13 protein-coding genes are annotated in these 12,175 nt (G+C 61.4%); all 13 read right to left on the bottom strand.

The genetic code is table 11. The annotated features are described in order from the left end of the window. Nucleotides 1-16 precede the first annotated feature (16 nt). The 13 genes from VWY34_RS07360 to VWY34_RS07420 all read right to left on the bottom strand — a co-directional run bounded on the left by VWY34_RS07360 (nt 17) and on the right by VWY34_RS07420 (nt 12,144). Nucleotides 17-1,324 (bottom strand): ATPase, encoded by a 1,308-nt coding sequence (locus tag VWY34_RS07360; protein ID WP_340544623.1) that lies wholly within the window; start codon nt 1,322-1,324, stop codon nt 17-19. A 182-nt stretch (nt 1,325-1,506) separates the two neighbouring features. Beyond that, nucleotides 1,507-2,013 carry an A24 family peptidase gene (locus VWY34_RS07365; protein WP_416544219.1) on the bottom strand — a complete coding sequence of 169 codons (507 nt, stop codon included), beginning with the start codon at nt 2,011-2,013 and terminating at the stop codon, nt 1,507-1,509. An 18-nt stretch (nt 2,014-2,031) separates the two neighbouring features. Then, entirely contained in the window at nt 2,032-2,880 is an 849-nt protein-coding gene (locus VWY34_RS07370) for a tetratricopeptide repeat protein (protein ID WP_340544625.1), read from the bottom strand. 40 nt (nt 2,881-2,920) lie between these two features. After that, complete coding sequence (locus VWY34_RS07375) at nt 2,921-3,523, bottom strand: tetratricopeptide repeat protein (protein WP_340544627.1); 603 nt, start codon at nt 3,521-3,523, stop codon at nt 2,921-2,923. Nucleotides 3,524-3,526: 3 nt separating this feature from the next. Further along, nucleotides 3,527-4,507 (bottom strand): type II secretion system F family protein, encoded by a 981-nt coding sequence (locus VWY34_RS07380; protein ID WP_340544628.1) that lies wholly within the window; start codon nt 4,505-4,507, stop codon nt 3,527-3,529. Nucleotides 4,508-4,517: 10 nt separating this feature from the next. Next, nucleotides 4,518-5,486, bottom strand: a complete 969-nt coding sequence (locus VWY34_RS07385) for a type II secretion system F family protein (RefSeq protein WP_340544629.1) — start codon at nt 5,484-5,486, stop codon at nt 4,518-4,520. After that, complete coding sequence (locus VWY34_RS07390) at nt 5,486-6,928, bottom strand: CpaF family protein (RefSeq protein WP_416537317.1); 1,443 nt, start codon at nt 6,926-6,928, stop codon at nt 5,486-5,488. Before VWY34_RS07390 ends, VWY34_RS07385 begins: the two co-directional genes overlap by 1 nt. 29 nt (nt 6,929-6,957) lie before the next feature. Further along, nucleotides 6,958-8,190, bottom strand: a complete 1,233-nt coding sequence (locus VWY34_RS07395; protein WP_416544218.1) for an AAA family ATPase — start codon at nt 8,188-8,190, stop codon at nt 6,958-6,960. Between the two features lie 204 nt (nt 8,191-8,394). Next, nucleotides 8,395-9,021 (bottom strand): OmpA family protein, encoded by a 627-nt coding sequence (locus VWY34_RS07400; RefSeq protein WP_340544632.1) that lies wholly within the window; start codon nt 9,019-9,021, stop codon nt 8,395-8,397. A gap of 19 nt (nt 9,022-9,040) precedes the next feature. After that, a complete protein-coding gene (locus VWY34_RS07405; protein ID WP_416544217.1) occupies nt 9,041-10,447 on the bottom strand; it encodes a type II and III secretion system protein family protein in 1,407 nt (468 codons plus the stop codon). A gap of 227 nt (nt 10,448-10,674) precedes the next feature. Then, entirely contained in the window at nt 10,675-11,535 is an 861-nt protein-coding gene (gene cpaB, locus VWY34_RS07410) for a Flp pilus assembly protein CpaB (protein WP_416548761.1), read from the bottom strand. A 156-nt stretch (nt 11,536-11,691) separates the two neighbouring features. Beyond that, a complete protein-coding gene (locus VWY34_RS07415; RefSeq protein WP_340544635.1) occupies nt 11,692-11,868 on the bottom strand; it encodes a hypothetical protein in 177 nt (58 codons plus the stop codon). 90 nt (nt 11,869-11,958) lie between these two features. After that, the gene (locus VWY34_RS07420; protein WP_014873714.1) at nt 11,959-12,144 is read right to left on the bottom strand and encodes a hypothetical protein; all 186 of its coding nucleotides are present in this window, start codon (nt 12,142-12,144) and stop codon (nt 11,959-11,961) included. Nucleotides 12,145-12,175 lie beyond the last annotated feature (31 nt).

Here is a 12,175-nt window from a genome sequence, read left to right on the forward strand (position 1 = left end):
AAAACTTTGGGGGGGCTCATTTGACGATGTGTTCGTCCTTGACGAACATATTGGCCCAGGCGCGGTCGATGAGGTCGGGAGACATCTGATAGGGGATGCCTTCGAAATCGCAGATCGCCTTCATCTGGTCGATCAGGAACACCGGCTGATAATTGGCGTAGATATTGTCGATGGTCGGGTATTTGCGTTTCAGAAGATGCACCAGCGCCGCCTCGTCCAGGGGCACGCCTTTCTTCTGGGCGACCATGGCAAAGATCTTGAGGAAGTTTTCCTGATTTGGCCCGTCGATCTTGATCTTGAAAAAGATCCGCCGCAGCGCCGCCTGATCGAAGATCTCATTGGGGTGGAAGTTGGTGGAGAAGATTACCAGCGTGTCAAAGGGCACCTCGAATTTCTCGCCCGATTGCAGGGAGAGGATATCGCGGCCCTCTTCCAGCGGCACGATCCAGCGGTTGACCAGCGCCTGCGGTGATTCCGCCTGGCGGCCCAGGTCATCGACGATGAAGATGCCGCCGGTGGATTTCAGCTGCAGCGGCGCCTGATAGGTGCGCGCGGTTGGGTTGTAGACCAGATCCAGCATCGACAGGGACAGCTCGCCCCCGGTCACCACCGTGGGCCGTTCGCAGCAGACATAGCGGCTGTCAAAGCGGCGGGCGCGGCGCAGGCTGTTGGGGTCGTCCTCGGGCAGCGGCACGGCAGTGTGAACGATGGGATCATAGACCGTGATCACCTGACCGGCATATTCAATCGCGCGCGGCACGTAGACGTGATCCCCCAGCGCGTCGCGGATGCCGTTGGAGATGGAGGATTTCCCGTTGCCGGGCGGGCCATACATCAGGATCGAGCGGCCGGCGCTGACAGCGGGGCCGAGGTGATCGAGCAGGCTGTCGGGCAGGACCAGATGGCCCATCGCACCGAGCAGTTGCTGGCGGGTGACCAGAATATTGCGGATTGACTGGCGTTTGACCTGTTCACGGTAGATGTGCAGCGGCACCGGCATGGCGCCGTAATATTCCGACTGGCTGAGCGCATCCAGCGCGCGGGCTTTGCCCGCCTCGGTCAGCTGATAGCCCATTTCATTGCCGCTGTTGGCGTTGAGCGTACCGGTTGCCTCCAGCAGCTTTTGTTCGCGGGCGATATCGACCAGTTCCTGCGTCACCGGGATCGGCAGGCAGATGGCGGCGGCGATTTCGCTGACGTTTTCGCAGGTCTTGCGGAAAATGGTCTTGAGCAGGATATCCCGCATCATCACCATCGGGAGCTGCATCTGCTCCAGCCCGCGCGGGGTAGGGGGTGCCACTACGGCGGATGTCTGCATGTTCATGCTGCGGCCTGCCTGTCTCGATTGTTCAATGTTGCGCCCGGTGGCGCCCGACTGTTCAGACAAGAGTTTATTCAGCACTGTGGCACAAGCGGGGCAAAGCTGGTGCATTTCCGCGAAGGGACCGACCACATGCGGGGCATTTTAGGAAATTGTCAGTCGGGGGAGATCTGGACCGGGATGCCTCAGACCGGGGCGCTCTGACCCAGCTGGCTGCCCAGCACCAGATAAAACACCAGCGTGCCACCAAGGCAGAGGCCCATGGGGAATTTGCTGCCGACCTCCCAGCTCTTCCAATGCGGGGCGAGACGGCGCAGGGGGGTGTATTTCGCGATGCGATGGGTGAGGAACCCGGCCAGCAGCATGGCGGAGAAGATCATCACCACCACCGAGAGATCGCCAAACACCACAAAGGGCGCGGCGGCACCGGCGAATTTGGCGTCCCCTGCGCCGACCATGCCCGCGCTGTAGCACAGGAAGCCAAGGCCGATGCCGATGGGCAGATGCAGCAACTGCCAGCCATAGTCCGTCCAGCTCATCAGGAAGGGGCCGACAAGGACAAAGATCACGGCCAGAAGATCCACGGTCCAGTTCGGGATTCGCATATGGCGCAGGTCATTCAGCGCGACCACACAGCAGAGCGGCACCACAAAGGGCAGGAACCACAGGGCGACATGGGCCGAGATCAGCATGGGGTGGGGGCTCCGGTCTTAGCCGTTTTCCAGCGCAGCAAGTGCGCGCGCCGCCGCGTCGAAATGCTGCGGATGGGTCGAGATCGCCTGCCGCAGCAGGCTTTCGCCGGTCTGCACGTCGCCCTGTTTTACAGCCGATAGCGCCAGCGTGTGCAGCAGCTGGGCGCGTTCGACCTGATCCATCGGGATCACCGGCAGCGTGTAGTTGCGCTGCGCGCCACGGGCCAGCACCAGATTGTTCTTGGCGGTGAACAGCGACTGATCCTGACGGATGGCATCGCCGAACAGGCGCTCGGCCTCGGCGTAATCGCCACGGGTCAGTTTCGAATAGCCCCAGTTGTTCATCACGCGGGCGGGCTGTGTGGTGAGGCCGACGGCGGTCTGGTAAAAGCTGTCGGAGCGTTTCCAGTCCTGTTCCGAGTCGGCGACCATCGCCTCCAGCCGGTAGCGTTTGTAGGTCTCATGGGTGGGCGGCACCTTGTCGAGGGTGGCCTTGGCCTCGTCCCAGTTGCTGGTGCGGATCAGCGCGTCGGCCAGTTCGATACGGTCCTCATCGGTGGCCTCGGGCAGCGAGACGACTTTTTTCCAGGCGGCAACCGCTTCGGTGTTGCGCTTGGCGCGGATCAGCGAGATCGCCAGCCCGCGGTTGAGGTCGATCCGGTCGGGTGCGGATTTGACGGTGCGCTGAAAATAGGTGACGGCTTCGTTTGGATCGGCAACCGTCAGCATCACATCGTTGAGATTGCTCTCGTCGACCACATTCACCTCCTGAAAGGCGCGGTCCACGGCTTCGGTGTCGTCCTTGGCGCAGGCCGACAGGACAAGCCCACCGACCAGACATGCGGATACGAAAATCTGCTGGCGCATTTTTTGCGTCCTCTGTGCTGCTCTGCCTCTAGGCCTTGCGTCACTGGGACGTGCGAATCAGGTAGCTGCCCCCTCCGCGTTGCACCAGTGCATAGCCTTTTTGTTGCGGATCACTATGCGTGTTCTGATCAAGTTTTGCGAGGGCAAGGCGGAAATTTTCACGGATTGCGTCACTTTCGCCATTATCGAGGGCGAAGGCGCGGCGCAGGGTCTGCTCGGCCTCCGGGTATTTCTGCCGCTCCATCAGCACGACGCCGAGATTGTTCATCGCCGCAGGCCAGTCGGGATCCTTTGCGACCGCGCGGCGCAGCTGGGTTTCGGCCTGACCTAGACGGCCCAGCCCCAGATTCGCGGTCCCGAGGCCAGAGAGCACCTCGGCGCTGAGACCCTCTTCCAATGCGGCGCGGGTAAAGGCATCCAGCGCCAGCTCATACTCGGCGGCGGCCATCAGACGGTGCCCAACAATAAGCCCGCTTTCGGCGGTGCCACGGGGATCAACGCCGGGCAGGGCGGGCGCGCCAAGGGGATCCTTTGGATCCGGTTTTCCGCCCGGCGACATGCAAGCCGCCACCAACGCAAGCGCGAGGGTGGCGGGGATCAGTCGATAGAGACGGGAGGGGATGGCCCAACCCAATGTCATCATGTGTTATTTGCTCATATTGCCCAGATTGGCGATGCCCTGTGCCGAGGGTCCGACCAGAATGATCAGCAGCGGCGGCACCGTCAGGGTCATTGTGGCAAGGGTCATTTTGGTTGGCAACTTGTTTGCGGCCTCTTCGGCGCGCATGACGCGCTTGTCCCGCATTTCGCTGGCATAGACCCGCAGTGCCTCCGCAATCGAGGTGCCGAAGGTGGCGGATTGGATCATCACGGTCACAAAGGAGGACACATCCTGCACGCCGCAGCGGGTGCCCATGTCGCGCATGACCTTATCCTTGTCCTTGCCGGCCTTCATCTCCTGGGCGACCACCTCGAATTCCTCGGCCAGCGCCGGGTAGGAGGCATGCAGCTCCTTGGCCACGCGCACAATCGCCTGATCCAGCGACTGACCTGCCTCGACGCAGACCAGCATCATGTCCAGCGCGTCAGGAAAGCCCGAGGTGATCTCCTGTTTGCGCTCCTCGATGCGGCGGGTGATCCAGTATTTCGGCAGCATATAGGCGGCGGCACCGGGGCCGATGATGCGGATCACCATCTGCTGGCTGTCATATTCCATGTCCGCGTTCAGCACGTAGACATAGAACAGACCCGCGGCGAGGCCGATGAGGCCAAGGGCAAACTGTGCAAAGTGGAAAAAGCGGACCGAGTCCTTGGACTGGTAGCCGGCCTGACGCAGCTTCAGCTCCATCTTGGAGAGTTCGGCGGCGTCCTGCGGCTCCAGAAAGGAGGCGAATTTCTGCAGCTGCTCGTTGCGATCGGCCTGCCGCAGACGTTCCTTTTTCGGTTTGGTCTGGGTGCTGGCCGACATGCTTTTTTGCAGTTTCTTCAGCGGATCCTCGGGCTGGTTCAGCAGCAGCGGAATCGCCAGCAGGATCATGAAGAGGCCGATCAGCCCGACCACCAGAAGCGGGCCGAAGGGGCCAAGATGGGAGGTCAGCAGGTCGTTGATATCGCTCAGGGATGTCATGATTATTGCCTCACACCTTGATGTTCGTCAGCATCCGCATGACGAAGAGGTTGACGGTCAGCATGGCGCCCACAACAAAGCAGGCGGGAATGAACCAGGGATGGTCGATCACGCTGTCGTAATAGCCCGGATCCTTAGCCAGGATGCCGCCCAGACAGAACAGCGGAAAGCCGGAGAGGAATTTGCCGGACCACTGCGCCTCGGCGGTGATGGCCTTCACGCGGCGGAACAGACGGAAGCGGGCGCGGATCACCTTGGCCAGACCGGCCAGCACCTCGGCGAGGTTACCACCGGATTGCTGCTGGATGGTGACGGCCACGGCAAGGAAGCGCATGTCCTGCATGTCCAGACGTTCGGCCATTTCCTTCAGCGCCTCGCCGACATCGCGGCCATAGGCGCTTTCGTCGGCGATCACGCCAAATTCCGTGGCCAGCGGGTCTTCGACCTCATTGGCGACGATCTGCACGGCAGAGGAAAACGGATGGCCGACGCGCAGGGAGCGCACCATCAGTTCGACCGCATCGGGCAACTGTTCTTCGATCATCGCCATGCGTTTTGCGGCTTTTTTGTTGACCCAGAAGAACACGGCGCCGACGCCGATGATCACCGAGGCCAGCAGCCGCAGCGGCAGTTCGGCGCTGGTGCCGACGCTGAGACCGACAAAGGCGATGGCCGCGACGCCGCCCATGATCATGATCAGCTGGCGCGGTGAGAAGGCGATGGCCGCTTTCTGAGCGCGTTCAGCCAGAAGGGAATAGAGCGGGATCGACTTGGCGCTCATATGCTGGCGCATTTCCTTGCGCAGCTGTTCCAGCACCTGTTCGCGGTTGCCGCCTTTGTCCATCATTTCCAGACGGCGGTTCACGCGGCTGTTGAGGCTGATGGATTTGCCGAATGTCACCAGGTAGAGACCTTCGACCAGCACCAAGACGCCGATGAAGATCAGGCCGTAGATGATCGGTTCTGCACTCAGTTGCATCAGCGGGCCTCCATCACGGTGGGTTCATAGATCGACGCGGGCAGGTCATAGCCCCAGAGGCGGAAGCGCTCGGAGTAGTGGCTGCGCACGCCGGTGGCGGTGAAATGGCCGATGATCTTGTTATCGGGTGTCAGGCCGACGCGTTGGAAGCGGAAGATTTCCTGCATCGAGATCACATCGCCCTCCATGCCGGTGATTTCGGTGATCGAGGTCATGCGGCGCGACCCGTCCTGAAGGCGCGAGGCCTGCACGATGATGTTGACCGCCGATGCGATCTGGCTGCGTACCGCCTTGATCGGCATTTCGATGCCGGCCATGGCGATCATGTTTTCCAGGCGCGAGATGCCGTCGCGGGCGGAGTTGGCGTGGATCGTGGTCATGGACCCGTCGTGGCCGGTGTTCATCGCCTGCAACATGTCGATGACCTCCTCGCCGCGGGTCTCGCCCACGATGATCCGGTCCGGGCGCATCCGCAGGGCGTTCTTGAGACAGTCGCGGGGGGAAACCTCGCCGCGACCCTCGACGTTGGGCGGGCGGCTTTCCATCCGGCCCACATGGGTCTGTTGCAGCTGAAGTTCCGCCGTATCCTCGATGGTCAGGATGCGTTCGGCATTGTCGATGAAGGACGACAGCGCATTGAGCGTGGTGGTCTTACCAGAGCCGGTCCCGCCCGAAACGATGACATTCAGGCGCGTGGAGACAGCGGCCTGAAGATAGGCGGCCATCTCCTCGGTGAAGGCGCCGAAGCTGACCAGATCGTCAATGCCCAGCTTGTCCTTTTTGAATTTACGGATCGACACCAGCGAGCCATCGACCGCGACCGGCGGCACCATGGCGTTAAAGCGCGAGCCGTCGGCAAGACGGGCGTCCACGTAAGGGTTGCTTTCATCGACACGGCGACCCACGGCGGAGACGATCTTGTCGATGATCCGCATCAGGTGCTTTTCATCCTTGAATGTGACATCCGACATCTGCAGCTTGCCGTCGCGTTCGACAAAAACCTGATGCGGGCCGTTCACAAGGATATCGTTGACCGTATCATCCTGAAGCAGGGTTTCCAGCGGGCCAAGGCCGGTGACCTCGTCATAGAGCTCCTTGGTCAGGGTCTGGCGGTCCTCACGGTTGAGAACGATGCCTTTTTCCTCAAGGATTTCGGTGGCGATGGAGGAAATCTCGGCGCGCAGTTCCGCCTCGCTGGCGCGTTCCAGTGCAGCGAGGTTCAGGTTGTCCAGCAGCTCGCGGTGGAGCTGGATCTTGATCTCACCCATCCGCTCCTTGCGCTTGCGTTCCTTGTCCGCCGGGGCAGCCTCGGCGGGAGTGCCGACCATTGGTCGGCGCATGGAGACGGCCGGGGCGGCTTTTTGCGGGGCGGGCGTGGCCACGGGCGCCGGCTGCGCCGCAGCGCGGGGGGTGGCGGATTGTTTTTTATACTTCGAGAACATGAAAGGAACGCCCCTGGTTAAATCTGGGTTCAGGCCGCCGCAGCGTCGCTTTGACCGAGGTCATGCAGCGATTGGGCCAGTTTCAGAACTTCCTTGCGTAGCGGGTTCTTGGCGGCCGAGCTGGCCAGCGTGGTGCCGTGGTCGCAGGCCTGCGCAACCTGTTTGCCGCCGTCGGGCAGCTGCAGGTCGATGGAAATGCCCAAGGATTCCGCCATACGCTTGACGCGGCTCTTGCCGCTGAGGTCGGTGAACTTCGGTGCGCGGTTCAATGCGAAGCGCAGCTTTTCAAACGGCAGCTCCTCCGATTGCAGAGCGCGTTTCAGGCGCAGCGCATTTTGCGCCGACCGCATGTCCAGCTCGACCATGGAGAAATAGACATGCGCCATATTGAGAACGGTTTCAGACCATTGCACCAGCGTGTGGGGCATGTCGATGACGACAAAATCAAAATGGCTGCGCGCCAGCGTTACCACCCGTTCGATATCTTCGGGGGTGATGAATTCCAGCGGGATCATATCCACCGGCGCCGTCAGCACCTGTAGTTTGTCCTCATAGGTGACCAGCGCCTGGCCAAAGATGTCTTCGTCGAGATTCTCGGTATCGCTCAGCATCTCCATCACCACCTCGCGGCGCGGCAGGTCGAGATAGGTTGCGACGGACCCGTATTGCAGGTCAAAATCCAGAAGGCAGACGCGCGGGGTCTCCGATGTGGAAAGCTGCGCCAGCTCCCAGGCGAGATTTACCGCCAGCGTGGTTGAACCGCTGCCGCCGGCCAGACCGTGGCAGACGATGACCGCGCCGTCGCGCTGGCTGCCGGTTTTCAGAGCGTGCTGCGGTTGGGCGGTGCGTTCGGCCTCGGCCAGGCGCAGCCGTTCGATGGCGGCCTGCAGCTCCCCCTCGGGCAGCGGGTAGGGGATGAATTCATCGGCCCCCTGGCGCAGCAGGCTGTGCAGTGCGGCGGGGGTCACGTCCTCGGCAATCAGGATCACTTTGATATTGCGGGACTTTGCCTCGGTGATGATGGTGCCCATCAATTGCAGATTGTCTTCGTCGGCGCTGTCCAGCGCCAGCGCCACAAATTCCAGCGCTTCGGCTTCACTCTGGTTGAAGAAGGCCAGCGCCTCGGTAAAGCCGAGATCGCCCCAGGCTTCGCCCATGGTGGCTTCCATGTCTTCGATCAGCAGGTCAAAGTTCTGCACGTCGCGGCTGATCGTGCAGGCAACAATCGCGTTCGCTTCTGTCTGCGGCATACCGCTGCTCATCACCGTAATCCTTCTCTCGGGGCGTGTCGCACCATGTTGGCCAGAGCACGCTAGCACGCACGTCCGGCATTTGGACGCACATTACCTCTTGAGAACAATGTCGGTGAAGATCTGGGCGAGATTGGGGCCAAGGCGGCCCATTTGTGGGGAATTCCTAATGAAGCCTGAACAGGGTTAACCGCTGTCAACCCTGTCGTCCTGCGCTTATTCCAGGGTGGTCCTGATCGACCGTTCGCTGGTCAGAGAGGTGCGTGGCACCGCGCTTTCGACATATTCGCGGTAGATGATCTGCGCATATTTTCCATCCAGAACAGTGGGATGGCGCTTCAGGAAACCGCTGACCTCGGTCACGGTGCGACGGTTGCGGCGTTCGCGGTCGGAGGTGGGGATCAGAGGCTGCGTTTCGCCAAAGGACACAACTGCCTCCAAGCGGCTGCGGCTGATGCCTCGAGAGACGAGATAGGCGACGGCGGCACGGGCGCGGCGCAGGCCCAGGGCCTTGTTGTAGCTGGCAGAGCCGACGGCGTCGGTATGGCCGAAGACACGGAATCGCACCTCCGGGAACTGTCTGATCCAATGGGCCTGCTGATCCAGCACGGCGCGGGCGTTGCCATCCAGCTGCGCGCTGTCAAAGGCAAAGGTGATCGTATTTGGCACCTCCTCAGCAAACCGGGTGGCGAGCTGGATCGCAAAGTCCCGCTCTCCGGCCATCACGGCGGCGTTGGAATTGGTCGCATTGCCAAAGACCGAGCGGTCCAGCGGTTCGCCCGCTTCATATCCGCAGGCGGCTACTGTCAGGGACAGGCCAAGGAGTGCTGCATATCTGATCATCTGCCCCATGTTCCTCTGCTCAATCCATCACATAGCCGTAAGAGCCGTTGAAGTCCTGCTTGGCGACCTCGCTGGCGGGGCCTTTTTGTCCCTTGGCCACGCGGCCCATCAGGAACAGCTCGCTTTCGCTGGGTGGGCGGATCCGATCGGTGGGCAGGCTCAGCGCCTCGCCCCGTGTCGGCGTAACCAGATGGGCGCTGACAATGATCACCAGTTCAGTCTGCGCGCGCTGGTAGTTGGCGCTGCGGAACAGCGAGCCGAGGACCGGCACGTCGCCAATCCATGGCAGCTGCGAAGAGTTGTCGCGGAACTCATCACGGATCAGGCCGGCAATCGCAAAGCTCTCGCCGTCGCGCAGCTCCACCGTGGTGGAGGTTTCGCGCCGCGAGAAGGCGGCGATATTCAGCCCGTTCAGCTCAATCGAGTTGGTGGGATCAATGGCGGAAACGGCGGCCTTCATTTCAAGGTTGATGACATCGGCGTCCACCACCCGAGGAACGAAGTTCAGCTCGATCCCGAAGGGTTTGAATTCAATCGTAATAATGCCGTCTTCCTGTGCGACGGGAATGGGGTATTCCCCCCCGGCGAGGAATTTGGCTTCCTGCCCGGACAGGGCCGACAGGTTCGGCTCTGCCAGGGTGCGCACGACACCTTTCTGTTCCAGCGCCTCCAGCAGCAGGTTCACCTGAAAGGCCCCGGCGTTGAAGCCAAAGACAAAGGCACCGGTGTTGTCGTTGCCCGCAGGGATATTGCCGGACAGGCTGTTGGTCAGCGCGCCCTGGGTGTTGAGTGTGTTGGTGCCGCCATTGACGCCGACGCTGTTGCCGCCCTTCACGCCAAGCGAGGCGCTGAGCGACTTCGAGACGGTGCGCTGCATCTCGGCAAAACGGACCTTCAGCATGACCTGCTGGACACCGCCCACCGACATCAGGTTGCTGACCCGTTCCGGGGCGTAGCGTTCGGCCAGATCAAGCGCCCGCTGCAATCGCGACGAGCTGGAGACAACGCCGGACAGGACAATGCCGTCATTGGCGGTACGGACCTCGATCCGCTCGCCGGGCAGGATCTGCCGCAGCCGTTCCTTGAATTCGCTGACATCCGCGGCAACGCGGACGTCGACATTGGTGATCAGACGACCGGAGGCATCGAGCAGGGTCAGCGTGGTTAGACCCGGCGCCTTGCCCAGCACGTAGATTGTGCGATCCGAAAGCGAGGAGATATCGGCGATGCTGGGATTGGCGATGCTGAGCTCGGAGAAGGGCACATCGCTTTCGACCACGACCGCCCGGTTCATCGGCACCTCAAGATTGGCCGCCGTGCCCTTTTTGACCACGCGCAGGCCATTGCCCCAGGCCGCATCCGCAACCGGGAAACACACCAGCGCGAGCCCGGTGAGGGCCGCCGCTACATACCGTCTAAAAGCCATGTGACCTGCCTTTCCGATCACGCCTCAATACAGGGTCTTATTGCCCATTGTTTGGGACACTCTGCGCGTATCGGCGAATTTTTGCAAGAATCAAAGGCTTCCGGGATGCAGCGACCGTGGCTGACCTGTGGGGTGACAGCAACAATCACATAAAAACGCCGCCCCGGAGGGGGCGACGTTCGATCTGTTATCTATCTGAAACCTTTGCAGGAAAGGCGCGGTGCTGATCAGTTGGTGCAGGGAATCGGGATCTCTACCACCTCGGCGCCGCGACGGGTGCGGATGGTGCAGACTTTTTCCTGCTCGGCCTGCTGCGGCGCTTCGATGGCGCTGAGCCCCAGCAGGCTGCGCTGATCAACCTCGATCACCGATGCAACCGTGTCGTCACCAGCCCCCACAAGGGAGAGCGACAGACGGCCGGTGGACTGGGCCTGGGCGAGGGCCGCAACCTGTTCAGGGCGGACAGCGGCGGTGACGGTGCGGGCAATCACGGCACCATCCAGATCGCCACCTGCAGTCTGATCCACGGCAATCAGTTCGATATTGGTCTGGATCAGACGGGTGAATTCACCATTGCGGCCACCGGCCTGATCATTGAGCGATCCGGTCCAGTAGACATCGACATGGTCACCGGGACGCAGGAAGCCGGACACGCCGGAGGAGACATCGACGCGGATGGCAAAGGCGCGCATCCCCTTGGACAGGCGCGAGGTGATGCCTGCGTCCTCACCGGGTTTGGTGACTTTGACGGTCAGAATCGCCTCGTCCTTTTCCATGCGGCGCAGCACCACGCGATGATCATCGGGGTATTGCGGCGGGAACAGCGCATCCATGGTCAGGAAGGCGCCTTCGGGAATCGCGTTTTCGGGCCAGCGAACGGAGCGGATATGTTCCTTGGTCAGTCGCTCGCCGTATTTCAGCTGGTCGTTGGCGACAAAGATATCGACCAATGGGATGTTTTCCCCCCGCGAGGCGCGCTCACGGGCGAGTTCGTTCTGGTAAGCGCTGATATAGTTCTTGGCCATCATCACAGCCCCCCCGGCGAGGGCGACTCCGACAATGAGGACAAGTCCGAATACTGCACGCATGGTGGTACCTCTCATCAGTTGCGGCCGGCATTGCAGACGCAATACCGGCGCCTGGGTCGGTCAAACCGTTGCCTAAGGCGGACGTTCTGTCCTGTTGCGCGCCTGGCGCACCTTAAATCTCTGTCTGGCTGCCGAGTTGCCTCGGCCACTACCGGATCAGCTGAACGACCAGTTGGTCATATAGGCGGCCAGCAGATCGGCCAGCCCCAATGCGCCATCCTCCATGGAGGCGGCGATCAGAACGACCAATCCGACAATCGCAGCGGTCAGAACCACCCAGTCAACGGTGACTGCGCCGTCGTCTTTGGCAATGAAATGCTTGAACCTGTTCATAATGGACCTCGTAAGCCGAAGGTTCCTTGGGCAAAGGGCCGCGCCTTAGGCAAAAGGCGCGGCCCTCGAACTCGTCAGGTCATAAGCGACTTAGGAGTCGGACGGACCTTTGGTGCCCAGGTAGGAGCCGGTTGCCGAGGTCAGGTTCGACGCGCCGTTTTCGATCGAGGTGTAAACAACACCTGCCAGAGCGGCCACAGCGGCGGTCAGAACAACCCAGTCAACGGTCACGGCGCCAGAGTCGTCTTTACGGAAGTTTTTGATGAATTTGATCATGGTACGTCCCTCCAAAGGATCTAAAAGTGTG

The sequence above is a fragment of the Phaeobacter sp. JH20_02 genome (genome assembly GCF_048056915.1).
Lineage (GTDB): Bacteria > Pseudomonadota > Alphaproteobacteria > Rhodobacterales > Rhodobacteraceae > Phaeobacter > Phaeobacter bryozoorum.

Coding starts and splice junctions, on each gene's coding strand:
- VWY34_RS07395 (WP_416544218.1), bottom strand. CDS start 8,190: ATGAGCAGCGGTATGCCGCAGACAGAAGCGAACGCGATTGTTGCCTGC.
- VWY34_RS07400 (WP_340544632.1), bottom strand. CDS start 9,021: ATGATCAGATATGCAGCACTCCTTGGCCTGTCCCTGACAGTAGCCGCC.
- VWY34_RS07415 (WP_340544635.1), bottom strand. CDS start 11,868: ATGAACAGGTTCAAGCATTTCATTGCCAAAGACGACGGCGCAGTCACC.
- VWY34_RS07390 (WP_416537317.1), bottom strand. CDS start 6,928: ATGTTCTCGAAGTATAAAAAACAATCCGCCACCCCCCGCGCTGCGGCG.
- VWY34_RS07375 (WP_340544627.1), bottom strand. CDS start 3,523: ATGATGACATTGGGTTGGGCCATCCCCTCCCGTCTCTATCGACTGATC.
- VWY34_RS07365 (WP_416544219.1), bottom strand. CDS start 2,013: ATGCTGATCTCGGCCCATGTCGCCCTGTGGTTCCTGCCCTTTGTGGTG.
- VWY34_RS07420 (WP_014873714.1), bottom strand. CDS start 12,144: ATGATCAAATTCATCAAAAACTTCCGTAAAGACGACTCTGGCGCCGTG.
- VWY34_RS07405 (WP_416544217.1), bottom strand. CDS start 10,447: ATGGCTTTTAGACGGTATGTAGCGGCGGCCCTCACCGGGCTCGCGCTG.
- VWY34_RS07380 (WP_340544628.1), bottom strand. CDS start 4,507: ATGACATCCCTGAGCGATATCAACGACCTGCTGACCTCCCATCTTGGC.
- VWY34_RS07360 (WP_340544623.1), bottom strand. CDS start 1,324: ATGAACATGCAGACATCCGCCGTAGTGGCACCCCCTACCCCGCGCGGG.
- cpaB (WP_416548761.1), bottom strand. CDS start 11,535: ATGCGTGCAGTATTCGGACTTGTCCTCATTGTCGGAGTCGCCCTCGCC.
- VWY34_RS07370 (WP_340544625.1), bottom strand. CDS start 2,880: ATGCGCCAGCAGATTTTCGTATCCGCATGTCTGGTCGGTGGGCTTGTC.
- VWY34_RS07385 (WP_340544629.1), bottom strand. CDS start 5,486: ATGCAACTGAGTGCAGAACCGATCATCTACGGCCTGATCTTCATCGGC.